General features: G+C 57.0%; 28 protein-coding genes and 3 pseudogenes. 11 read left to right on the forward strand and 20 right to left on the reverse strand.

Features of this window, described 5'->3' with window-relative positions:
• Positions 1-640: IS21-like element helper ATPase IstB (istB, locus tag B2M20_RS04785; RefSeq protein WP_201789007.1), on the forward strand; the 640-nt coding region annotated here is incomplete at its 5' end.
• Positions 641-802: 162 nt separating this feature from the next.
• Here istB and B2M20_RS04790 read toward each other — a convergent pair.
• The 6 genes and pseudogenes from B2M20_RS04790 to B2M20_RS04825 all read right to left on the reverse strand — a co-directional run bounded on the left by B2M20_RS04790 (position 803) and on the right by B2M20_RS04825 (position 6,427).
• Entirely contained in the window at positions 803-1,045 is a 243-nt protein-coding gene (locus B2M20_RS04790; protein ID WP_079445946.1) for a CsbD family protein, read from the reverse strand.
• Positions 1,046-1,778: 733 nt separating this feature from the next.
• Positions 1,779-2,144, reverse strand: a complete 366-nt coding sequence (locus B2M20_RS04800; RefSeq protein WP_139372838.1) for a hypothetical protein — start codon at positions 2,142-2,144, stop codon at positions 1,779-1,781.
• Between the two features lie 598 nt (positions 2,145-2,742).
• Entirely contained in the window at positions 2,743-3,426 is a 684-nt protein-coding gene (locus B2M20_RS19865; protein WP_244553427.1) for an integrase core domain-containing protein, read from the reverse strand.
• A 407-nt stretch (positions 3,427-3,833) separates the two neighbouring features.
• Positions 3,834-4,279: pseudogene (locus B2M20_RS04815) on the reverse strand (TolC family protein); the annotation flags it as partial.
• Between the two features lie 53 nt (positions 4,280-4,332).
• Entirely contained in the window at positions 4,333-5,973 is a 1,641-nt protein-coding gene (gene groL / locus B2M20_RS04820; RefSeq protein WP_079445950.1) for a chaperonin GroEL, read from the reverse strand.
• A 136-nt stretch (positions 5,974-6,109) separates the two neighbouring features.
• Positions 6,110-6,427 (reverse strand): co-chaperone GroES, encoded by a 318-nt coding sequence (locus tag B2M20_RS04825; RefSeq protein WP_011509709.1) that lies wholly within the window; start codon positions 6,425-6,427, stop codon positions 6,110-6,112.
• A 210-nt stretch (positions 6,428-6,637) separates the two neighbouring features.
• Here B2M20_RS04825 and B2M20_RS04830 point away from each other — a divergent pair, with 210 nt between their 5' ends.
• Entirely contained in the window at positions 6,638-6,925 is a 288-nt protein-coding gene (locus tag B2M20_RS04830) for a hypothetical protein (protein WP_079445951.1), read from the forward strand.
• A 115-nt stretch (positions 6,926-7,040) separates the two neighbouring features.
• The gene (locus B2M20_RS04835) at positions 7,041-7,253 is read left to right on the forward strand and encodes a hypothetical protein (protein ID WP_079445952.1); all 213 of its coding nucleotides are present in this window, start codon (positions 7,041-7,043) and stop codon (positions 7,251-7,253) included.
• Between the two features lie 673 nt (positions 7,254-7,926).
• Here B2M20_RS04835 and B2M20_RS04840 read toward each other — a convergent pair.
• Positions 7,927-8,115 carry a DUF2934 domain-containing protein gene (locus tag B2M20_RS04840; protein ID WP_079445953.1) on the reverse strand — a complete coding sequence of 63 codons (189 nt, stop codon included), beginning with the start codon at positions 8,113-8,115 and terminating at the stop codon, positions 7,927-7,929.
• Positions 8,116-8,471: 356 nt separating this feature from the next.
• The gene (locus B2M20_RS04845; RefSeq protein ID WP_079445954.1) at positions 8,472-8,723 is read right to left on the reverse strand and encodes a hypothetical protein; all 252 of its coding nucleotides are present in this window, start codon (positions 8,721-8,723) and stop codon (positions 8,472-8,474) included.
• 931 nt (positions 8,724-9,654) lie between these two features.
• On the opposite strand from B2M20_RS04845, the gene B2M20_RS04850 reads away from it, so the two are divergent.
• The 3 genes from B2M20_RS04850 to B2M20_RS04855 all read left to right on the forward strand — a co-directional run bounded on the left by B2M20_RS04850 (position 9,655) and on the right by B2M20_RS04855 (position 11,704).
• Positions 9,655-9,939: a hypothetical protein gene (locus tag B2M20_RS04850; protein WP_079445976.1), complete on the forward strand. Its 285-nt coding sequence runs from the start codon at positions 9,655-9,657 to the stop codon at positions 9,937-9,939.
• A 904-nt stretch (positions 9,940-10,843) separates the two neighbouring features.
• Positions 10,844-10,969 (forward strand): hypothetical protein, encoded by a 126-nt coding sequence (locus tag B2M20_RS20530; protein ID WP_274533940.1) that lies wholly within the window; start codon positions 10,844-10,846, stop codon positions 10,967-10,969.
• A 420-nt stretch (positions 10,970-11,389) separates the two neighbouring features.
• Complete coding sequence (locus B2M20_RS04855) at positions 11,390-11,704, forward strand: hypothetical protein (protein WP_079445955.1); 315 nt, start codon at positions 11,390-11,392, stop codon at positions 11,702-11,704.
• A gap of 154 nt (positions 11,705-11,858) precedes the next feature.
• Here the strand turns inward: B2M20_RS04855 and B2M20_RS04860 are convergent, their stop codons facing one another.
• The 7 genes from B2M20_RS04860 to B2M20_RS04895 all read right to left on the reverse strand — a co-directional run bounded on the left by B2M20_RS04860 (position 11,859) and on the right by B2M20_RS04895 (position 15,942).
• Positions 11,859-12,071, reverse strand: a complete 213-nt coding sequence (locus B2M20_RS04860) for a hypothetical protein (RefSeq protein WP_079445956.1) — start codon at positions 12,069-12,071, stop codon at positions 11,859-11,861.
• Positions 12,072-12,351: 280 nt separating this feature from the next.
• Positions 12,352-12,555, reverse strand: a complete 204-nt coding sequence (locus tag B2M20_RS04865) for a hypothetical protein (RefSeq protein WP_079445957.1) — start codon at positions 12,553-12,555, stop codon at positions 12,352-12,354.
• Between the two features lie 842 nt (positions 12,556-13,397).
• Positions 13,398-13,757, reverse strand: a complete 360-nt coding sequence (locus B2M20_RS04875; RefSeq protein WP_079445959.1) for a PRC-barrel domain-containing protein — start codon at positions 13,755-13,757, stop codon at positions 13,398-13,400.
• Positions 13,758-14,145: 388 nt separating this feature from the next.
• On the reverse strand, positions 14,146-14,361 hold the full coding sequence (locus B2M20_RS20745; RefSeq protein WP_158081502.1) for a GNAT family N-acetyltransferase: 216 nt from the start codon (positions 14,359-14,361) through the stop codon (positions 14,146-14,148).
• Between the two features lie 157 nt (positions 14,362-14,518).
• On the reverse strand, positions 14,519-14,971 hold the full coding sequence (locus B2M20_RS04885) for a hypothetical protein (RefSeq protein WP_079445961.1): 453 nt from the start codon (positions 14,969-14,971) through the stop codon (positions 14,519-14,521).
• A 270-nt stretch (positions 14,972-15,241) separates the two neighbouring features.
• Entirely contained in the window at positions 15,242-15,445 is a 204-nt protein-coding gene (locus tag B2M20_RS04890) for a hypothetical protein (protein WP_079445962.1), read from the reverse strand.
• 203 nt (positions 15,446-15,648) lie between these two features.
• On the reverse strand, positions 15,649-15,942 hold the full coding sequence (locus B2M20_RS04895; protein WP_079445963.1) for a hypothetical protein: 294 nt from the start codon (positions 15,940-15,942) through the stop codon (positions 15,649-15,651).
• 77 nt (positions 15,943-16,019) lie between these two features.
• Between B2M20_RS04895 and B2M20_RS04900 the strand changes: the two genes are divergently transcribed.
• The 3 genes from B2M20_RS04900 (at position 16,020) to B2M20_RS04910 (ending at position 17,339) form a co-directional block, all read left to right on the forward strand.
• On the forward strand, positions 16,020-16,478 hold the full coding sequence (locus B2M20_RS04900) for a DUF2231 domain-containing protein (protein ID WP_338013158.1): 459 nt from the start codon (positions 16,020-16,022) through the stop codon (positions 16,476-16,478).
• Positions 16,479-16,698: 220 nt separating this feature from the next.
• The gene (locus B2M20_RS04905) at positions 16,699-16,929 is read left to right on the forward strand and encodes a hypothetical protein (protein ID WP_139372839.1); all 231 of its coding nucleotides are present in this window, start codon (positions 16,699-16,701) and stop codon (positions 16,927-16,929) included.
• A 185-nt stretch (positions 16,930-17,114) separates the two neighbouring features.
• On the forward strand, positions 17,115-17,339 hold the full coding sequence (locus B2M20_RS04910; RefSeq protein ID WP_244553428.1) for a hypothetical protein: 225 nt from the start codon (positions 17,115-17,117) through the stop codon (positions 17,337-17,339).
• Between the two features lie 574 nt (positions 17,340-17,913).
• On the opposite strand, the gene B2M20_RS04920 is transcribed toward B2M20_RS04910, so the two are convergent.
• Positions 17,914-18,147 carry a hypothetical protein gene (locus tag B2M20_RS04920; protein ID WP_139372840.1) on the reverse strand — a complete coding sequence of 78 codons (234 nt, stop codon included), beginning with the start codon at positions 18,145-18,147 and terminating at the stop codon, positions 17,914-17,916.
• Positions 18,148-18,981: 834 nt separating this feature from the next.
• On the opposite strand from B2M20_RS04920, the gene ubiG reads away from it, so the two are divergent.
• Complete coding sequence (gene ubiG / locus B2M20_RS04930; RefSeq protein WP_079445970.1) at positions 18,982-19,782, forward strand: bifunctional 2-polyprenyl-6-hydroxyphenol methylase/3-demethylubiquinol 3-O-methyltransferase UbiG; 801 nt, start codon at positions 18,982-18,984, stop codon at positions 19,780-19,782.
• Between the two features lie 58 nt (positions 19,783-19,840).
• Here ubiG and B2M20_RS04935 read toward each other — a convergent pair whose 3' ends face one another.
• On the reverse strand, positions 19,841-20,320 hold the full coding sequence (locus B2M20_RS04935; protein WP_079445971.1) for a low affinity iron permease family protein: 480 nt from the start codon (positions 20,318-20,320) through the stop codon (positions 19,841-19,843).
• A 103-nt stretch (positions 20,321-20,423) separates the two neighbouring features.
• Here B2M20_RS04935 and B2M20_RS04940 point away from each other — a divergent pair, with 103 nt between their 5' ends.
• Positions 20,424-20,657, forward strand: a complete 234-nt coding sequence (locus B2M20_RS04940) for a hypothetical protein (RefSeq protein ID WP_079445972.1) — start codon at positions 20,424-20,426, stop codon at positions 20,655-20,657.
• A 174-nt stretch (positions 20,658-20,831) separates the two neighbouring features.
• On the opposite strand, the gene B2M20_RS18950 is transcribed toward B2M20_RS04940, so the two are convergent.
• The 3 genes and pseudogenes from B2M20_RS18950 to B2M20_RS04955 all read right to left on the reverse strand — a co-directional run.
• Positions 20,832-21,017 carry a hypothetical protein gene (locus B2M20_RS18950; RefSeq protein WP_139372841.1) on the reverse strand — a complete coding sequence of 62 codons (186 nt, stop codon included), beginning with the start codon at positions 21,015-21,017 and terminating at the stop codon, positions 20,832-20,834.
• 236 nt (positions 21,018-21,253) lie between these two features.
• Positions 21,254-21,626 (reverse strand): annotated as a pseudogene (locus tag B2M20_RS04950) (DUF3597 domain-containing protein).
• 65 nt (positions 21,627-21,691) lie between these two features.
• A pseudogene (locus tag B2M20_RS04955) lies at positions 21,692-21,895 on the reverse strand (YciE/YciF ferroxidase family protein); the annotation flags it as partial.
• Positions 21,896-22,591: the final 696 nt, after the last annotated feature.

Genomic DNA, 22,591 nt, shown 5'->3' on the forward strand with positions numbered 1-22,591 from the left:
GTTCGAAGGCACGCCGATCAATCAGACGCTCGTCAATGATCTCGCCGGCGGCGGCTTCATCGCCCAGCAGCGCAACGTCGTGCTCGTCGGCGGCACCGGCACAGGCAAAACCCACCTGGCCATCGCAATCGCCAGAAGCTGCATCCGATCCGGCGCCCGCGGTCGCTTCTACAACGTGGTCGACCTCGTCAATCGCCTCGAGATCGAGACCCGTAACGGACGTCAGGGCCGGCTTGCCGAACATCTGACCCGGATGGACTTCATCGTGCTCGACGAACTCGGATATCTGCCCTTTGCCCAATCCGGCGGCCAGTTGCTGTTCCATCTCGTCAGCCGGCTCTACGAGCGTGCTTCCGTCATCGTCACCACCAATCTCGCCTTCGGCGAATGGCCCAGCGTGTTCGGCGACGCCAAGATGACCACCGCGCTGCTCGACCGGTTGACCCACCACTGCGACATCGTCGAAACCGGTAACGACAGCTGGCGCTTCAAAAGCCGCGACGACGATCACGCCACCCGCGCTCGTCTCGTCTCCGCAATCCCGGCCAGCTCCGACGAGTCGAGCGCTACCCTCAAACCACGCCGCGCGAAGGGGTCAAAATTGAACGCCGATACGGGGTCAAATTTGCGAGCCGATTGACACCTTGACCGCCATACAGTCCCCCCCTCTGGGCGAGAGGCCCGCGCCTAATCTGAATATCGGATCGCCGCGGAGGAAACCGCGTGGGGTAATAGCAACTCGAATCAGGCCGCCGTCCATCACCAAACGTGTGACACTCGGCGGCCAGAACGTAGCCGGGCCTTAGTATCCCGCCCAGCGCGGCGGTTCTTTCGTGTCAGGCCAAGATTGCGCCTTCGCATACCAGCTGTCGACTTGCTTTTTGACCGTGTCTTCCGAGTACCTGTAGCGCTCCATCAGTTTCTTTTCGAGTCGATCACGATCGCCGGAGATCTCCAAGAGCTCATCGGAACTGAGCTTGCCCCACTGATCTCTGGCCTTATACTTGACCTGATCCCAGTTTTGCTCAATTTGGTTCCAGTCCATATTGTTACCTCCTTCGCGCTAAATTACCGCGAATAGGTCAGAACTAACGAACTCGGACTTCTGTTCCGCCGAGGCGAAGGGCAAATGGTCGCGCATGGACTGCGCAAACAACCGGGCCGACGGGCCTTTATAGAAAACATGTTCCAGACGGAATCTTCCTTTGGTAGTGATCACAATAAAGCCCCTGATGAGGTAACTCACCCGCATTTATCTCAGTTTTCGAGGGCGTTGGGACTTCGCCTCCGCCATCTCACAAGCGGCCACTGGGTCGGGGTTCCATGCGAGACCCCACATCGCAACATCCGCTGACGAAGCAATGCAGCGGCCGTGTAGCCGCGCTGGGGGTCCGGCTCGGCGAGTGCCGTTGCCATGTTGCTCGGCCCGATGTTGCAGGGTGGCGGTTGCCATGGCGGCAGATGCAGGTTCGCGACTTGGCAGTGAACCGCGGCGAACCATCATCGACAACGACGCGGAACGCCTCAAGAGCGCCCAGTGCCTAAGTGGCGATAAGCAGTCAGTAACAGAATATTCCGACTGACATTACATTTCTCGCACATCTCAGCAGCTGAGCAGCAACAAATTTGATTCTCTGCAATTTTGCCGACGCGTCGCCGGGCCTTTGGCGGGCTTTTCGAATCTGGAAGATCAGACGGAAGGCGCTGATGATATCTTTGAATTGCATGGGAGATAACATCAAGACGGCGCCGCTACCTATCAGAAGCGTCGCCCACGACTAGACCCAAATCGGGAAACACATAAAGAGTTCGACGGCTCGCTGATTGATAGTAACTGCCGGGACGCCCTTGGGCCACCACCTAGAAATCGCACCGCAATATAGATTTCCGGGCAAGCCATTGGAGAAGGCGATTGGCGGAACGGGAGTGGCTTTCCACACTCCACCAAAGTATTGATGTTTTGCCGCGTTATCAGGCTCATTGATGTTCTTAAAAAACGCTAACCCTTCTTGTTTTAAGGTGGTGAGGGTATCTTGCGCCAAGCTGAAAGCGAAGGCACCTTGATAACTCGTGAAGCGACTGCAGCTTCCCTCAGCATAAAACCAACCCGTCATTGAGCCGCGAGCAATGGAAATAATTTCCACCGTAATCGTTTCCCGCAATCATTTCCGCACGAAACTAATTTCATTGTTTTCGAGGATGTTTCAGGTCTTGAAAGACATGATGGATGGGCTACAGACAGTGTCTTCGACATTGAGATCGTTGAATAACTCTTGTAGCTGACTTCCCAAAGAAAATAGTCGTGGAAATTGTTATACTCATTTCGGAAGAGAGAGAAGTTGATTTTGAAGTGCTCCCCGAGCTGACCAGCGTGCGCTGGAATTTTTTGGTTTAGGGCTCATGTCTGCAGTGGCGCCGATGAGCCATTCAACAGAGATATCGGCGCCTTGTTACCGATCGCACTGCGTGTGCCGAACCCCGTTGTAATCTCTAAGCCAAGCGGCGATTCTCCAACCGATCCAACTACGGTCGAAGCGGAGACGCCGGCGTCTCATCGAAAACGGATAGCCCACTGCATCGTTTGGCCTGCAGGCCGGCACCGGCGAGTGCTCTTACAACGTCACGCAGATGGACGAGGAAGCCGGCGCCGCCTACGTTTTGCGCGTGAGCATGGCCGCCGGCTTCGACAGTTGGACGGTCATAATGGTTCAGTGACGTGCCCATACTTGTGCCTACTGCAAATTAAATCCGAACATAGTGATGGTGCAGTCCGCCCAGGATCGGATGGCAGATAATGCGTCCAGCTGTCTCGTCGGCGCGTGACATCGGCGCGTCCTTGTTCAATGACAAATGGGTGCGCGTGCTGTTGTAGTAGCTCATGTACGAAAGCAGCACGTGACGCAGATGGCGTTCGCCGAATGCCACGATATGATCAGTGCATTCCCTGCGGATCGATCCGATCAGCCGTTCGGCATATGCATTTTGCCACGGTGAGCGAGGAGACGTCGGGCGGTCGCGAATACCGATGGACCGAACCCGACGCATGAATATTTCGCCGTATGCGCCGTCTCGGTCCCGGATCAGGTAACGAGGGGCCTGCTCCCAGCCACACGCTTGAGTGAGCTGATTGGCGATCCACTCGGCCGTCGGATGCGCGGTGACTCCAAACCACAGGATCTGCCGCCGGCCGTGGCCCATGATCAGCAACCCATAGAGCAGTCGGAACGAGATTGTCGGAACCACGAAAAGGTCCATCGCCGCGATACCGTCAGCATGGTTGCGAAGAAACGTCTTCCAACCCTGCGACGGAGGCGCCCTCCTCCGCGCCATATACTTGGCCACACTGGTCTGGCCGATCTCGATGCCCAGCTTGAGAAGCTCGCCATGGATTCGTGGCGCTCCCCACAACGGGTTGGCGAGGCTCATCTGGAGGATCAACCGGCGAATTTCTAACGGCACAGCCGGTCGACCGCAGCGATGCCTCGATTTCCAGCGCCAATACAAGCTGAAACCGGCACGATGCCAAACGGATCACAGTATCCGGTCGGACGATCGCCAGTGCATCATACATCTTGGGAAACAGCCGGCAGACACCTCCCAATATCAGTCGGTCAATCGAGATGAAGGGAGGTCTGCTGGGACGAGTTCGCCGCAGCACATTGATTTGTTGCCTCAAGACCAGAATTTCTGCCTCAAGCGCAACTCGCGACCGCAGCAGGTCGATCACCGTTCCAAAGATCAGTCTGCACAAATCCAACATCGAGCAGCAGCATCGCGCGATTCCGATCAACCGCCAGCCGGATGGGGTTTGCGACAGGGACAGGTCCATTGTCTTGCATTTGCGAAAAGCGAGGTTGCATCTCTTCGGCGATGATCTTGCGCAGCGGCAACACCTCATGCTGATACTGCGCGGCGATGTCGTAGGTCGAGCGGTACGACCGATACGCATCGCGCGCCTCCGACCGCACGTTGACGGCCTTCTCCGTGAGGCGGTTGAACGCGGCGGCGTATATGGCGTCCGACTTACGCACGCGAGTCTCGCCGCCGTCCTAGACTGGAATGTGAAATTGCACATCGAAGCCGCGCTCGCGGAACAGCGCCCCTCCGGATCACGCGTCCGCCGGTCGATGCCAGCGACGTCGAGCAGCGTGACGAACCGCGTCGCCGTCGTGAGATCAAGCGACTTCGCGAGCACCGCGACTTCCATGCGCGCGATCTGCAGGTCAAGCCGATGAGCGACCGCGCCGACCTCGACGAAGGGCTGCGTCAGCGCAGCAGGCCCGGCGGCGATGCCGGGCCTTTGTCTTTCTTTTACGGTCTGAACGGCTGGACTTAGAAATCCATACCTCCCATGCCGCCGCCCGGGGATATCCCGCCGGCGCCTGCGTTCTTCTTCGGCACTTCGGCCACCATGGCTTCGGTGGTGATCAGTAGGGCCGCGACGGACGCTGCGTTCTGGATTGCCACACGAACCACCTTAGTAGGGTCGATAATGCCCTTGGAGATCAGGTTGCCGTATTCGCCAGTCTGCGAGTCGAAGCCATATGAATATTGCTCCTTCTCGAGGATCTTACCGACGATGATGCTGCCGTCTTCGCCCGCATTAATTGCGATCTGGCGGGCGGGCGCGGAAAGCGCCTTGCGCACAATCTCGACGCCCGTCTTCTGGTCGTCGTTCTGGGTCTTGATGCGCTTGAGCTGCTCGGAAGCACGGAGCAGGGCGACACCGCCGCCCGGCACGATGCCTTCCTCGACTGCCGCGCGGGTGGCGTGCATCGCGTCGTCCACGCGATCCTTGCGCTCCTTCACCTCGACCTCGGTCGCGCCGCCGACGCGGATCACCGCGACGCCGCCCGCGAGCTTAGCGAGACGCTCCTGCAGCTTATCGCGGTCGTAGTCCGAGGTGGTTTCCTCGATCTGCGCCTTGATCTGGTTCACGCGCGCCTCGATGTCGGCCTTCTTGCCGGCCCCGCTGACAATGGTGGTGTTCTCCTTGTCGATCATCACCTTCTTGGCGCGGCCGAGCATCTGCAGCGTGACGTTCTCGAGCTTGATGCCGAGGTCTTCGCTGATCGCCTGACCGCCGGTCAGAATGGCGATGTCCTGCAGCATGGCCTTGCGGCGATCACCGAAGCCCGGCGCCTTGACGGCGGCAACCTTGAGGCCGCCACGAAGCCGGTTGACCACGAGCGTGGCAAGCGCCTCGCCTTCGACGTCTTCGGCAATAATCACAAGCGGTTTGCCGCTCTGCACCACGGCTTCCAACAACGGAAGCAATTCGTTCAACTGAGATAACTTCTTTTCGTTGATGAGGACGTAGGCATCTTCCATTTCAACGCGCATCTTGTCGGCGTTGGTGACGAAGTAGGGCGAGATATAGCCGCGGTCGAACTGCATGCCCTCGACCACCTCGAGTTCGGTCTCGAGCGACTTGGCTTCTTCAACCGTGATGACGCCCTCGTTGCCGACCTTCTTCATGGCGTCGGCAAGGAACTTACCGATTTCCGTGTCGCCATTGGATGAAATGGTACCGACCTGGGCGATTTCGTCGTTCGAGGTGACCTTCTTGGAGTTCTTGACGAGGTCGGCGACCACGGCTTCCACCGCGAGGTCGATCCCGCGCTTCAGGTCCATCGGGTTCATGCCGGCGGCGACCGACTTGGCGCCTTCCTTCACAACCGCAGCCGCCAGAACCGTTGCGGTGGTGGTGCCGTCGCCGGCAGCATCCGCGGACTTGGAAGCGACTTCGCGCACCATCTGCGCGCCCATGTTCTCGAACTTGTCCTCAAGCTCGATTTCCTTGGCGACGGTGACGCCGTCCTTGGTGATGCGCGGCGCACCATAGGGCTTGTCGAGCACGACGTTGCGGCCCTTCGGACCAAGCGTGACCTTCACCGCATTGTTGAGAATCTCGACGCCGCGCAGCATGCGGTCGCGAGCATCGACGCCGAATTTGACTTCTTTGGCTGACATAATGATCTCCGTTTTCGTCAGATCCCAAAGACCGCGCGATTGGACGGTTTCTTGAGAAATGAGATTTGGATTGCGAGCCTTATCCTTCGAGACTCCGGCTGCGCCGACTCCTCAGGATTAGGAAAAATGGCTATGCTTACGCGGCCTTCTTCTTGGCGGCGGGCAGATCGGTGAGAACGCCCATGATGTCGCTTTCCTTCATGATCAGGAGATCCTGACCGTCGAGCTTTACCTCGGTGCCGGACCACTTGCCGAACAGCACGCGATCGCCGACCTTGAGATCGATCGGGATCAGGTTGCCTGCCTCGTCACGGCCACCAGGCCCGACGGCAGTGATTTCGCCCTGAGAGGGCTTTTCCTTGACCGTATCCGGAATGATGATGCCGCCAGCGGTTTTGTCTTCGGCGTCGATACGCTTGACCACGACGCGATCGTGAAGCGGACGGAAGTTCATGCGATCCTACTTTGCTGTTGGGATTCTGGAATTGGCAGTCGTAATGAACGAGTGCCAGCCGCTCCTGACATAAGCCCGGAACGCTAGCGCACAAGATCTGCGACCGCGATATTTCCGGCTTTCGGCGCCGACCGCATGCATGTGCCAGCGGGGACGGAGATCACATCGCCATTGCGAACCGGGCGCCATTGCACCTTATCGGCGATGGAGATGTCTTCGATCGAGGTACGCAACATCGCTGATGACGGCGGATTTCAAACCAACGGCAACCCGCGCGCCGGCTTCGAAAATATCAGGGCTGCCCTCTTACCGTTCGGCAGAAGGGCTGATGGGAGCATGAGGATAAGCGATGATGACGATGCCGAGAAGCAGATACAGGAGATACTCGCGCGCTTCAGCGACGGGCCCGAAAGCACCGACGTGAAGGTGCCGCAGGTCAAGGATACCCTGGAGGCATTCCTGGAAGCGCGTCCGGCAGGCGCGAGGAGCGGCAGCTGATCGTGCTCGACAAGCTCCCCTGATCGACGCTTCGTTCAAGGACTTTCGGAGCAGGCGGAGCTAGCTATGTGGGCGCGCGGTCACCATATCAGATAGGCCTCAGAGGACCATATAGATGGATGACATAGAAGTTCGGGTGACGGAAATCGTCGCGCAGTACGGCGACCTGACGCAGGGCTCGGAGTCGCGGGCAAACGAGTTCAAGAAGACTGTTCAGGACTTCATAGAACACGGCCCCGGCATGCCCGAACAGCGGCGCCAGGCATTGCTCAGGCATATGAAGGGCTGGGACCGCAAGTATAGAGACTTCCTGATTAGCCCGAACTGAACGTTAGGGTGGGAATAGCGAAGCTTGCGCGGCTCGAGGCGTGGTAGACGTCACATATGCCTTTGTTTGAAACAATGACGATTGCGCGTGTGCATTTTACCGATGTGGTAGAATTCATCTGCGCCATTGTTGGCGGAGACATACCGAATACGAGCCGTTCTGCGAATGCGGGGCAGCTTTAATTGTTTATGCGCCAATTCCGCCTTCCCAGGCCATCCGCTCCGTTCAACGGATGTAAACCACACAGCGCGTAAACTGATAGCGGCTCGTTGAAAACTGAATAGGGATAAGAACAATCAACATCAATGGAAGAAAACTACGGATCCGATCTCAGCGGTGCTCTCGAAGCGTTGCGTGACGGCCGCAAAATCCCTCGCAAGAGCTGGACCGCCTACCACTCACTCGGCCTTCAGACGCCGGACGAGCAATCAGCTAACACTATTCGCTACACAAGAAGATCTGCGCTCGCTGCAAGAGCGACAAGACATAAACCTGCATAATAAGCGGCACCCGAAGAACGGCCGCTATCTAAGCATGTCCGATAACGACTTTGCTCGCTTTGCCGACGGTGCCACCACCGCTACCATTGGCTCAATGGCGTGCACCAAAACATGCAGCGGCAATCGGTGAGATTTATCGAGGATAGGTATCAGAGATAACAGTGGGCTCGTGGTCAATCTGAAGATTCGTGCGCATCGGGATTGGATCGTTCTTGCTCGCGCAGCTCCTCTTCGGCCTGAGCATAGAACTCTTCGCCTTCAGGACTGCCGGCCTCTTCCCATAGTTGATTGGCGCGGAAGGTGATCTGGGCGTTGTGTGAGGCGTCTATGGGGCTTCCTGCTTTCTGCGACGGGCGGCGCACGGCCCCGCGGGACTCTTGGGGGCAAAAGGTGCGGGACCGTGCGGGATCCTAGGGGGATAGGGCCCTCGACTTGATATGTAGGTCCGTTCCTTTTTTGTTAGTGCCTTAGACCAAACATTGCACAGCAAGTCTCGCAGAATTGATCGCGCGGCGATACGGCAAGCGCATCAGCAGTTTCACTGTCCGCGGCGGCGGGTTCGAAGAGCACGCGATCGATTTTGAGGAAATTGCTCTGCATCACGCGGGTTACGGCTGACCGCTCGAATGGCGGACGTCACACCACGCGACCACAACGCACCTGCGAGCGCCAGCCGGATTGTATGGTCTCCAGTGGATGAGCGTGACTACTTACTGGATTAACGCATCGCATCGACTTTGGTGCGGACTTTAGTTTCGGCGTTGTATACTTCTACGCGAAGTATTGGAAATCTTACCAGTAGCTCAGCACCAGCCGCCTTAGCGACTTCCTCATCGGCAAAGTTAGCCTTCAGCTTTCCGTCCACGACCATTGCAAAACCTGCGGTCGGGATGATATCCGCGCGTTGAGTGTTCCGAGGCCGAAGTTCCTCAGGCTGAGTTTCTTCCTGCTTATCTTTTAAGGGTTTCACGGCTGCCTATTTTTGTTGGGTCAATTGTATGTGGTGATGACTCCCAGCAAAAACAACCGCGACCGACAGAGGATCAGCCCGTCGAACCTTCAACTTTCCTTACCGGACGCAATCCAATTCGGCGTTTCGTTCATTGGCTCATGTACCAAATGGCGATCCCGACAAAAATGGTGACGATCACGCCGACGCCGTAGCGCACCCACTTTGGTATCGAGTCCCACATCCAGCACCGCCGTTCATTTGCAGCGAATAACCGATATTAATCGATTTCCACCGAAACGCGCCAGTTGCAACACGTGTTGGCAAAGCTGACCGGCGACACCCCCCGTGCTCGCGCCGATTGATTGGGTGGCTCGGCGGCTGGAGCGGCAAGTAACCGGCCTGTCGCGGACAGCGGGAGCGTATGGTGGAGAAAGCGAGGGAGGGCGGCGCAATGGGAACATGGCGCCGCAGCAATTAGGCGAACTTGGCCGGCGTTTTAACCGAGCAAGTTCGCCCACAAACATCATAGTTGCGGCCCCGACGCCAGGCATCGAACGCGGGCGCGGCTATTGCCGTGCAGGACTTTCCTGTGATCGCGCCGCAAGCGGTTTGCAAGAACGAAATTTCCTATTATCGCGCAACTCCCATTGCGATCACGCGCTCATACCCCCACTTTCCTAAAGAGCGTCCAGAATTTTAGTCCTTACAGAAGTCAACCCCCACAGTTCACGACAATGTGGGTATGTGTGGGAGGTTGTTATGTCGCTTCAGACACCATCCCGCGTCCGGGACTGGCTTGTTCCGCCGATTGTTATTCCTCTGTTCCTTGGCCTCGTCATTCTGGGCTCTGTCATTTGGCGTTGGTAATTTTAGATCGAATGTTGTGATCGAGATCTCCGCGGTTATCTCCGTCGGAGCTTCGAGGGACAACGTGACCGGAGAGCGTTTTATGACCGTCAGATCCCGTAGAGACTCCGTCGTTTTCAAACATAGCTTCTGCATCGAAGGCATCGATCGGCCGTTTCCGCCGGGTACCTACGAGGTTGTAACCGACGAGGAGGAAATCCAAGGTTTGTCGTTCCTCGCGTTCCGCCGGATAGCGACGTCCTTCAGAGCGACCGATTCGCGCAGAGCGCGTTTAACGATCGAGTCGTTCGATATTGATCCAGATGATTTGAAAGAAGCGTTGCGAATAGACGCTGTAGTCGAGCTAGGCGATGGCTTGTCCGGCTAACCGGACGGTCTTAAACGGCTGAGAATTTACCGGAGTTGTTTGACCATGAATCGCGATAATGAAGTTAGCCCAGGCGGTGTACCCCCAGTCAGGAACGCACCAGACTGGCACACACCGGATCAGTACAGCTACCCGCCGGACGCGAGGATCGTCCTTCACGACGATAGTTGGCGCGCCGACCCGCATGTCGTCTTCCGCGAACATGAGGGGCGAGGTTATTGGAGGGGCGACGAATGGGTGACTTGGTAACAAGTCTGCAACAGCCGTGAGAAATGGCCTTCGCTTGGTGAACGAGCTCCGAGTTGAAAGGGCTGATAGATCGCTAGCCTCGCCGAACGCTTTCAACACCACCGCGTCGGAGAATTCACCGACGGACGGATCTCAGGTGCGACTGCCAACGTCTTTCCAAATGGCCTCCGGGCGTAAGTACGCTCCGCTCCGCCTTATGATCTGAGATCCCACGCCACGTTCTGCGCGTCAGTTGCTTACGCTGATCAGCGCAGCATGGAAATCCGTGCCGGAGCGCCCTCGTGTAAGTCTGTGCTGGCAACATTATTGAACACTATTAGCCGCGCGATGAGGCCTTGCATCGGTAACTGCGTTTTTGAGGCAGCCCTGCCGTTGTTCCACTTTAAACTCTTGAACCGGAGGCAAGCTGGCTGCCCGAACCGTTGCAACGTCCTTGCCTTACCGGCGTAAAGCCTACCTGGATGCCGGTGCTTGGGGGCTGCCGGTCAGCTGTAAAACCTCGTATCAATGCCTTGTAATCGCGGGCCAACGGCAGCGTACGAGTGGAACAAATATTTCTTATTTCGCATGCACCCATTGCGATCAGAGTCACAGGCCCCACTTCCAGCGAGCACCTAGAAAATTAGTTTGAGGTTCGTTTCCGGAAGGAAATACCATGTCCGATACACCGATCGCTCCCACTGAATCCCCGAACACTGCACCTCCGGGCGAGGCCAAACCTACCGCTCAGGACAACACGCGCAATACCAGACCCTTGCCGGAAGCTCCGAAGCAGAAATAGCTGTCCTTGAATGGCGCGAGGGAGCCCGGCGCGTGCCGGGTTTTCTTTTTCGGGGAAAGTTATCATGTCAATTTAGACATCATTTCGCTTTCGAGACTGGCCCTTATCGAAATGGTTCGTTGGTGTCGTGATTGTGGGATCCGTCATTTAGCATTGATGACTGATCATCGCTTGTCCGCTCTCTACGGACATCGGTAAGCAACGCTCACGCTTCTGTTCTGGCGATCACAAAATCCCGCTTCATGAAGGCGATACAAACTTCACTCATCCTTAGCAGATAGTAACGCAATCATGATCCATGATTGCATCAAAGTGCCGCGTTCACGCCACCGCGAAAACAAACGGACGTAAGACACTTCCGGTCGCGCCGCCCCGAGCGCTGAGATTGATCCGTCCATCGACGACGAAAAGAGAGTTTCTATGAGTAAGACATCACTGCACGAACAAGTCGCCAACGCGCTCGTTCACAACGCCGTCAACGACGGCTTTCAAATCTCCATCAACAGTGGGGAGAAGACGATCGTCAACCGATCACGTAATAGCGCAGAGATCATCAAAGCGATGTTTCATGCCGATATGGACACGCTCACGCTTAACGTCGAAGAACAGCGCGTTGGCATCATCACTCTAATGTACGACAACGAAGAGAACGGACTCGATGTGATCGGCGATCACACCGATATCCCCCACATAAATCGTCTCGTCGAGTACACCATGAAGGAGTTCGAGCGGTAAACTTGAGGCTTCTACCAATGAATCTTGAACTGAGGATAGATGAAGTAGCGTCGCCGGCGATCAAGCGCGCCGCGCGGCGTTGTGCGTTATTAGAGAATGCTTCCCGCTTTCACGGGCCTCAAGGAGAGGGAGGCTTCTTCATATTGTAGGAAGCCTAATCGGAAGGTTGGTGATTAGGGCGATCCGGCACCAAAGACGACTGGAGATCATCTTCCGCGATTGTCTGCGCGGACCTACTCTCCATCACATCAAGTTCGCGCCTCTTCTCCCGCATCGTAGCCAATTCCAGAAAACTCTTCTGCTGTTGGGCGGTGATTTGGACAAGTGAACGAGAGAGAAGCGACTTTCTGGCCTGATCAATTGACATGAGAGAACCTCATAAACAGCCGCAAAACCCAAACGGTAATGGCGAACAGCCCCGCTTCGGCGGGATTTCCATCAGAGAGGCCGCCCACTGAGGCGGCCTCTCTGTATTTTGGCTCGTTGGTCATTTTGCTCTTGAATATCGAGAAGGCTTCGATCGTTTGACTTTTCCCAAAGCAGGTTCAGCGCTGCTGTAACTGCCCAATCAGATTTGGCCGTCAGACGTTCACGAAAACGACCTAGGCGTTTCGTGCTTGCCAAAACGTAGGCATGATATTTGCCCATTATCTCGGTGCCTGAAGGGCTGGGGACGACAGCCACTTGTCCATGTCGGACGCCATTTCAGCCTGTCGTGCCTCTCGGATCAGCCGCTCTCTTTCAACGCCTGGATGAGTACCCCTCGCCTCTTTACGCAGACGCTGAGCTTCGTCATTCAGGCGCTGATAGAGCGATTTTGGATTCGGTAGAAAGCGAGATCGAGTCTGCATGGCGTGAGTCCTTTTGTTTGCCGAAGGCGGGATCGCACCGCTATCAATCACCTATAAATGCGGAGGTCCGGGCGGCGAAGCGAGGTCGAGCGCTCAGAACGCCGCAAGCGTCACTCGTTATGCGATTTCGCGGCGAGATGGCCGAATCAGGGGGCGCGATGCGTTAGCCGGAGCTTCCGTCGTCCACCGGGTATCGCACTTAGTGCAGTGCCATTCGTTGGTGACGACATAGGGCGCATATTGCGAGCTCACGGGCGCTGTTACAACATTCCCACAAGCGCAGCTATCAGTCCCTTCGGGGCGCGATCTTCGGATGGGTATCTCACGAGCGATGCGATTTGCCCACCTGCGCTCCGACCTTTTCTGAAGATGAATTGGATAGACCATGGCGTACATAGCTGGCTCCCTTTGTGGGGCGGGAGCACAGAAGCGTCTCTCTGTTGCCAGAGCCGGTTGGAAGCGTACTGGCAATAATAACTATATGGGAAGCCTCACCCATCGTAACTAGAGCCGCACAACCGAAACCTAGAAAGAAAAGAAGCTCCCAGGTTGAGCTTGGCTGGCAGGGCCTACTGGAAAATCCTCGTTGCGAAGATGATTAGACCTTCAACCCGCTCCGGCAGCGTTTTCTATAAGAAAAAGCCGCCCATTGGGCGGCCTTTTACGTAGGGAAAGCGGCGGCGCGGCTCTATCAGGTGCCGCCGCTGTATCCACTGTCTCGCTGGTCGTCAGTAGGTTCCATCTCGTGACGCGCTTCTGGTTCATGAGCGTCGTTTTGTCATCCCGTTATCCGGGTCCGTGGGCCAGCGTTCTCGCGCAAGCCAAGGCCGCGTCTCGCGCCCTCAACCTGGACGGATCACTACCTCGTTATGGTAGCCATCGAGCTTTGCGTATCGGGCGTTCCAGTCAAAGACGGACTCCGTACCGTGCTTCGGGCCACCTTTCAGCCGACTCCCGCTGATGTCGGAACTGTATTCGCCAAGGTCGGAGTTATATCGCAGCGCCCTCCAGGGCACCGGGTAATGCTCTTTGCCCATCCCGAGGAAACCACCGAAACTGAGCACGGCGTAGGCTATTTCCCCACTAGTCTTGTCAATCATAATGCTTTCAACTGAACCAATTCTCTTGTTCCCTGCCCCATAGACAGCTTTGCCAGACTCTCTATCGCTGATCAGGTGATCGATCGTTTCTTTGGTTGTCATGTACTTCTCCTAAGGTTACTGAGAGAAGGGACTGGCGAGGGAAACGTTCCTAGGGCCCGCGATCTACTTTAGACAGTCAACTTGCACCGGTTTGGCTAACTGGCTGCGCTGTCATTTCGGTAGACGGCGTGGATGGCGATGTTAGAGGCGAATACAACGCCAGCGATCACGCGCCGACCTGGATCAAGCTTGGTCGGTAGAGCGCGTCCTAGCGTATGCCCCTGTTCGGAGCGCTTGACGTTTTGGGGGTGTCGCTGCGGCAAAGATGAGTGATATCGTCGCAAAGCTGAAAGCGAACACTGACTGAACCGAAATTCTTCGCGACGTGATCGCTGAGAATCAATGCTGAATAGATTCGCCTTGCGCGCCGTGCTGCATCCCTCGTTTGTTACACCGCGATCTCATGTGGAGCGGTAGGTGATAAGGACGGATTGAAGCCCAAAGCTTCATAGGACATCGCGCCGCCTTTCGTATCTGTGAAAAACCGAACGGAGCGAAAAGAACGGCGCGCATAGTTCAGCAGATAACGCATGAGGGTGGTTGCGACACCCTGACGACCTGCGCGCTTCAGAACGTAGACATGACGAATGCGGCCCGTACACACTTCGGTGATATAGGGATCTCATCCCCCCACGGCTATCAGGCATGATCCTTGAAAAATCCCAAGGAAGATTTCGCCTAGGCAGTCGAAGCGGTTACTTCCCTTCTCACAGCCGTTCCACAGCTTTTACAATTTCTGGTTTCCGCTGATCGGTTTGGTGTCAGGGATGTGCCCAAGGCAATTGAGTCAGGCGTTTGTCCCAATACTCCCATGAAAAGGTTGCATCTTCGAGGGCCGCGAAGAACACATTATCGGCGGGGCTAAAGCTCCTCTGGCATTCTTCAAGGTTATGTCTGCGGACAAAGCTCAGAAAGCGAAAGCTCCATCGGTCGCTAATAATGCCATCGGCTATAAGTTTCGCCCGAATTCGATCATGCCACTGATTCTCTCGTTGTTTCAATTTGCGGATTAGGTTTGATGGGTCAGCGGCCGTCGTTACCTCAACGATTATGACTTCAGGCACTCCAGGCTTCTCGAAACTGAGGGCGACGAAATCAGGACAAGACCACTCCGAATGTTCCTCGTCCCCAGGAACGGAATACTGAGGAGCGATGAACACCTTTCCACCGCGCGTCAGGTATGTCGCAATCAACTGTTCGGCTAGGGCTTCCATCCAGCAATTCTCCGTTCGTCATATCTGCCCATAATCGCCCTACACCTTTGATCGGTATGTTTGGTAGGACGCGGCGTGTAGTGGGCACCAAGACGCCGCCGTTCGATTGGGTCTAGGGCCTGTTCGAGGAGGGTGCCGAAGATAGAGGGGTCTACCTCGCGCCAATTGTGGGAAGCGGCCTACCTTGTCGACTCTCCTTCGTTTGCCTGCCGGGCGAATGCACGGGCAGAGGCAAAGTTCAAAAGGCCATTCGCGGCGCGTCGCCCGAGCTCATCTCTGCGGCTGAGAGTGCGGTGCGATAGGAGCCGGCGGACTCTCGGCGGACTTATCGCGCGTGTTGCGCCCGGGCACGATGAAAAGGATACCGAACAGCACTAGGACGACTGCGCCCGCGATAGCCCAGACGGTGGTGCGGCTGAAGCGCCGTGTATTGCTCATCTTCCTGAAAGGGTCGTTGTTATCCGGGAATGCCATGGCTGCGATCCCTGCATGTTTGGAAACAACAGCCGCCGGGCCGCGGCCGTTCCTATGCGGCCGCGCACGGACGCGTGATAACATCAGGAGGAGCCGGAGGATTCGCCATCCGTCCAACTTTGAGTGCGGGCAACGGATACACGACTTCGATCCCGTGCGCCGTGCAATTCGGCATGACTTGATAGCATGGTCGGCGTGGCGTTCTACTCGATCACCGCGCTCGCGGCGGCAATCACCTCATTCACCACCAAACTGTCCCGCACGCGGGCGATCGGAAGACGACAAATGAGCTTGAGACGCTTCTGGTCCTGCTCGCCATCAGTCTCGCTGCGGCCGGCCTGTACTGCGCGCTGGTCGCCGTCGGCTATTGGGAGACGGTCGCCAACGTGCTCCTCATCGCCGGCGCCTTCTACGCGTTCGTTATCCAGCGGTTTGAAAGCATGTCCTAGAAGCCCGCATTGGCCTCTAAATGGCTCTATAACGAAAGAACCCCCCACTTGCGGGGGTTTCTGCGTTTCATGAGGAACGGGCGCACGCGCGGACTGTTGGCTGCATTAGAAAAGGAGCTTTCCTAATGAGAAATCCACGTTCTACGGCGCAAGTAGCCGGGCACCCCATCCACCCGATGGTCATCGCGTTCCCCATCGCATGCTTCGTTCTGGCCTTCGCTTCCGATATCGCCTTCTACGCAACGTCGAACCAGTTCTGGGCAACGGCCTCGTTCTGGCTCCTCAGCGTCGGCCTCATCACGGCCGCGGTCGCCGCCGCGACGGGCCTTGTCGAGGTGTTCGGCGACAACCGGGTCCGCGACCTGTCGGACACGCGGGTGCACGCGGTGAGCAACGGCATTGCGCTGCTGATCGCGCTTTATAACTGGTACTCGAGATTCGAGCACGGCAGCTCCGCCGTAGTGCCGACCGGCATGGTCCTCTCGGGGATAGTCGTCCTCGTGCTGATGTTTGCCGGCTGGAAGGGCGGCGAAATGGTGTTCCGCCACCGCGTCGGCGTCGCCGATCACCGCGAACGCTATTGATACCCGGTTCATGAATGTTCTTCTGCGCCCCGTCCTCTCGAAGACGGGGCGCAAATTCTGAACCGAAGCCGCACCTGCTCTCACTATCCCGGCACCGCAGCACGAATTGAGTCGCTTATGCCGTGTCGATAGGCGCACAATGATTTTATCACCGCCCTGCCCCTGGCATTTATCGGTGACTGAGAGTGTTGCGCTCCCGCCTGATTCAAGGGAGCGGTACATGCCGGATTATCGACTTTATTTCCTGGGACTGGACGGCCACTTTCGGAAGGCCGAACCTATCCTCGCGGCTAACGATATCGACGCGATGAAGGCGGCCAGAGAGTTTACTGACGGCTCAGAGCTGGAACTTTGGGAAGGCAACCGGAGGATTGTGGCCTTCGGCTCGGATCGGCCTCAGATCGTCAGCTCGCTTTCTCCCTCTTCTTTAAAGCGACCTTCAAGCGAGTAAACCGCGTCGGTGGGTTCTCAATTCGCGATCCCGCACCGACAGTCCCCCTTGCAACCTTTGCTGATCCACTAGGAACCAATAGTGCCGGCCGCTGTTGGCACATACCACCGAGCAAATCGTGGCTTACATCGGTGATGAGAACGCTGACTGCGCTCCCGCCTTCCTCTCACGGAAAGGAGCGCGCCATGCACAAGCGGCGGCGTTTCAAGCAGACAACCTCCTTTGAAAAGCGCCTCTCGGAGTTCACCAGCGGCGAGCGCGCGAAGGCGGACAGCATGCCGGAAAGCATGGATAAATATGAACTCCTCAAGAAACTCAAGCAAGCCGAGACAGCCGCGAACATAGACGTATGGGCAAGCGCCGGATTGCCGCCAGGCCGTCCAAGAAGCGGGCGCGTCCATGAAAGATAGCTGTCCTATCTGCCGAGGCATCGGATGGGTTTGCGAGCGGCATCCCGACAGGCCGTACGACGATGAAGCAGGCTGCGCGTGCGGATACGGGGCGCCCTGCCGATGCAACGACTGCGTGCCGCCGGATACGAGCCGGCTGAGCGCTCTTCTGGAAGCATCACTGCTTTGTTCAGCGAGCACGGGCACCTGTTGACTTGCCGCGTTTCAGCCATGCTACATTTAAGGGGTATATGCTGAGCGAGAAGGTACACAATCGTACTGGCGCGAAGACGCTTGAAATCCTCGAGCTTTTCCGCGCCTTCTCGGCGATCAAATACACACTAGAGCCCGCGTACAGGTAATGCTGTTGCGTGCTGGTCGTCTTATGAGAAGCTCGGCCGCGAGCGGGACGAGGACTTGGTCGTCCTATGCTGGAACTACCATGACGAGATGCATCTTAGCTTTGGAAGCCGACGCTCGGAAGAAGTCCTACGGGTTCATCGACGATAAGCGTCAGTTGCTTGAAATGGCCTCTATCCTGGAAGCCATTAATTAGGGCTCATCAGGAAGTTCCGGTACTGGCGGTCCCTGCCCTTCACATGCCTGAGCAAGGCCTGGCGCCGCTATGAAGGCCTGCAACGTCGAGGCCGTTGTCGGTCGAGACCCCCGTATAGATACCGCATGGCGGCAAGGGCAACAAGTTCGGGTCGATTTGGCAACCGGCACTAGCCCCGTTCCGCACGCGCGCTTCCTTGCCGCCGATGGTGTGCGGTCCCTTGGCGCCTAGCACATCCACGGCAGTAACATATTCGGGTATCAGACTCGTCATGATTGCCGCAGTGTTTCTCTCAAACATCAATGGTTCCGATGCGATTGATCCGTACTGACGCGACAAACTTAGGTCCGGTCCGGGCCCCCTTTGGTATTGCGATAGCCTATGGCGTCGTATGCCACGCGTCGTTCATCGTTGGCGTTGGCGCCATGATTGTCATGATGTTCTTCGGCATGAGCCGGTCACTGGGCCGTCTAGACACGCCTTGGAGCGTCGCCGCAAACCTTGCCCTGCTTCTTCAGTTTCCACTTGCGCACTCTGCTCTGCTGGGACGACGGGGCGCTAAGCTGCTGGCGCGCGCAGCACCCAGGCCGATTGGCCAAGACCTTGCAACGACCACTTACGCCACCATTGCTTCCATGCAGGTAGCTTTGCTCTTTCTGGGCTGGTCTCCTAGCGGAATCATTTGGTGGCAAGCTCAGGGCTTTGCACTGACTCCTCTCTGCACTCTTTATCTCGTGAGTTGGCTCTTTCTTCTCAATGCAATTCGTGACGCGGGCTTCGCTCAGCAAATAGGCCTTCTGGGCTGGTGGGCCGTCTATCGGAAGGTTCCGCCATGTTACGCGCCCATGCCCCAGCGTGGTCTTTTCCGTTTCTGCCGGCAACCGATCTACGTCGCCTTTGCGATGACACTCTGGACGGTCCCAACATGGACCCCAGACAGCTTGAAGTGGCGGTCGTCCTGACACTTTATTGCGTGACCGGGCCACTGTTGAAGGAGCGTCGTTTCTCCCGTCGCTTTGGCGAACAGTTTAGGGCCTATCAGAGGCGGGTGCCCTATTGGTTTCCCTTGCATCGAACACGGACGCCCCCTGCCAAGCCCGGCGACGTATGAAGAACGATCTCTCCATCTACGAGAGGTACGCTGACACATGGTGGAGCGGTGAGACGCGATGGCTGCGCACGCTGCACAAAATGGCGCCTGCGCGCATGATGATGATTGACCCGCTGGTCGGCGATTGGGTCAACAAACGCGTGTTGGACCTGGGCTGTGGCGGCGGCTTCCTCGCGGAAGAATTATCACGGCGAGGAGCCAAAGTTGTCGGCGTCGACCCATCGCATGGTGCAATTGCCGCCGGCGTGAACCATGCCCGTCTGTCCGGGCTCGAGATCGACTACGTTGTGGGCGTCGGCGAGAGCATTCCATTGCCCGATGCGTCCTGTGACGTGGTCGTCTGTGTGGACGTTCTGGAGCATGTTGCGGATCTCCCCAGGGTGATTGCCGAGGTCCGGCGCGTGCTGCGACATGGAGGGCTGTTCGTATTCGATACCATCAATCGCACTTGGCTCGCCAAATTCGTGATCATCACTCTGGGCGAGCGCGTTTTTGGATTGCTGCCGCAGGGCACGCACGACAGTGACTTCTTCATCAAGCCAACCGAGCTGAGTGAAGTCTTACTGCAGGTAGGTTTTCAAGTCGGACCCACGCGTGGCTTCGGCCCGCGTAGAATTGATTGGCACCTCGACTTTAGGTTCGGGCCCCATCCATTCAACAGCATTATGTATCTTGGTCACGCACGAGCCTTAGGCTTCCGACCTCGAACGCCGGCTCCAAGGCGTGGCCAACTGCACGACAAATCCGACCAAACACGCCGTTCGACCACCAACTGCGGGCCGGACATAAGAATTTAGCAACTAGAGTTCAAAAAGTAGGTGCTCAACAGTCTACGTATGGAGGGTCGCCATCGGTTCAATCGGTAACCCGGTCGGCAGCCTGCCCGGCCTTTTGGCTGGTCAGTTGAACGGCCCTTTCGCTAATCTTTTGAGCGTTAGCGAGATGCTCGCACCGCGCTCGGATATCGTCGAGCTCCTCATCGGTCAGATGCTCTATCCCGACGAACGAATTGCGAGCTGTACTTACGCGGATCAACTCGTCCAATTTGGCCTGAATGGCAGCGCCGGCCCGGTTCTGAGAGTTTTGGATCAGAAACACCATCAGAAAGGTCACGATGGTGGTGCCGGTATTGATCACGAGTTGCCAGGTGTCGGAGAAGCCGAACAGCGGGCCGGTGACCGCCCAAATGAGAACCACGGCAACGGCGGCGACGAAGGTCGGAGCGCGGCCCGTGGTCCGCGACGTGACGTTTGCGATCTCGCCAAACAGCTGTGAGCTTTTGCTGCGTTTCTTCTCTTCGACCCGATCGTCTGCCTTCTCTACGCGCGCCGTGATAGTGATGGGACACCGATCGTTCCATCATTGCTGCGGACAGAATGACGCACCACCGGAACTTAGGTTCCTGGTCTTCCGACCCTCTATCGAAACAGGTTACGAAATGGCTCGCCTTCAGAAATTCATTGAGCAAGGTGCGGACGGCGTTGAGCCCGGACGCACAGCATACGCCTTCATCCAGGATAAATTGCCGCCACCTGACGAGAACCTCGAATGGAAGGCTGTGCCCTCGTTCAATGCCGCTGATGAGGTGATGCGGGACCCTGGCCTCAAGGAACTCTTCATGAAGGCTATCGAAGATGGTTACGCGATCGTGGCGCCGCCGTCGGCGGATTGATTACCGCAGCCATCGGAACGATTGTGCTGCGGACGGCTTATTGCTCCCCCAATAGGAGCGATTATCATGATGGATCGTAACGCCAGCACAGAAGCTGAGGGCGCAATTCAAAACGCGGCAGGTCAGGTTAAGGACGCCGCACGCAGTGTGGCTGACAACGTGGCCACTGCGAGCTCAGCCGCTTATGACGAGGGCTCCGAGCTTGTCGCCAAAGCCCCCGGAAGCGCCCTTCTCCTCGCGGGGATTGTAGGCTTCGCGCTGGGCGTGATCTTGACCAGAGGGTCTCAGCCACCGCGCAACACCCTCCAAAAATATTACGATCGATACACCCGGTAGCTTCAGGCCGAGGGTCGGAACCATCATTGCTCGCGATCAGGAGATCGATCTCATCAGTGTTTGACGGTCACAAGCAAATTTGTACAGCCTTTCCCGACGGAATTGGAGGTCTGGCAAAATGCTGTGAAAGAAGGCTTAGTAAAAGACATCCCCGTTGCTGACAAAGCGAGCTATCAGGTCATCGGGTTGAGAAGAACGTTGCCCGCCGGCCCGTGACCGGTGGGCAGACGCCACTCTGGTTCGCCAGGCACCGTGTCGTTTCATCCGTGCTTGAGATCGGGCGGCAGCTTGCCACCATTGGCTGCGAGTTGAGCCATGCAGCCAGACATTCATCGCCGCGGAGTCGCTTGTGTCGCCCGAGTATTTCAGCTCCTCGGCCAGCTCTTTGCGAGCAGTCTGGCTGGAGTCGACATCGAGCGCCTTCATCAAGTCAACGATCGAGGTCCGCCATGTCAGCTTTTCCTTCTTGCGGGCGACGGCCTTGTCGAGAATGGCCGCGACGTCGACATTGCTAACCGCCGCAGCGCTCGATGAGGAGGTGGCACCGCCGTCTGCCTCAGGCGTCGATGCCGGTGTTGCTGCTTCGGCGTGGTTGCCGAAGATAGCGTTCATGATTCTTCCAAGTATGCTCATAGTTAAGCTACCGGTACAGCTGATGAGGCCGAATGGAATCTTGCCGTCTGCACCGGCGCCTGGCGTCACCCAGCTTCAGCATTCACCGCCGTGTCGGCGATCTCGGTCAGGGCTTCATCGGTCTTCTTCTCTTCCGTGAGCGTCTGATCGAGCGGCTTGGCCGCGTCTTCCATCCCCAGCTTGGTTGCCTAGCTCTTCAGCGTACCGTATCGCGAAATTTCGTAATGCTCGACTGCTTGTGCCGCAGCGAGAAGGCCAGCATCAAGAACGGCAAAGGGCTGTCTCTCAGACCAGAAAATCGAAGCCCGAGGGACTAGTTCGCTCTCACGATCCACTAATGGCCGCCTATAGATAACTCCCTGCGGCGTCGTCCATTGTGCTTGACCTTGCGTGGCTTCGGCGGCGAATCAAAGATCGGCACCCGACGTTCGTACAGTATCGCCGCCGTTGCTTGTCGTTTCGGAACGGCTTTGCGGTTGGACTTGGTCGAGGTCAATCAAATCTATATTGTCGAACGCTTCGATCCAGGCCAGTCCGTGATCGGGCCAGCTGGAATGCGTCAGAACAAGACCACAATTCAGCCGCCGTCAGCGCGCGTTCATTGCCTCATGATTTCACGATGGTGCGTAGCGTGATGATGACATGTCCCTCATCGTAAACGAGGAGCATCCGGCGTGCATCTGACCGGCCTTGCTCCGCAACGGCCGGACGGCTCGTAGCATTAGGCGATCGTTATTCCGAGATCGGCGCATATGCTCTCAAGTCTGCTCATACTGCCAGCCTTTCGCCATTGAGCGCAATCGGGTATAAGTGCGCGATCTTCGAATTGCAATGCAATGCGCTTAGTGAACCGTCTCATCTTCGATAACGTCCTAAGAGCGGAAGGAAATAGAGAAAGCAGTCAAAGTCTCTCTGTACGCCAGCATGCTCTCGCAGCATGACGCTCGTCAAGTTGCAAGGTCGAA

It is taken from the genome of Nitrobacter vulgaris, assembly GCF_002028545.1.
GTDB classification, from domain to species: domain Bacteria; phylum Pseudomonadota; class Alphaproteobacteria; order Rhizobiales; family Xanthobacteraceae; genus Nitrobacter; species Nitrobacter vulgaris.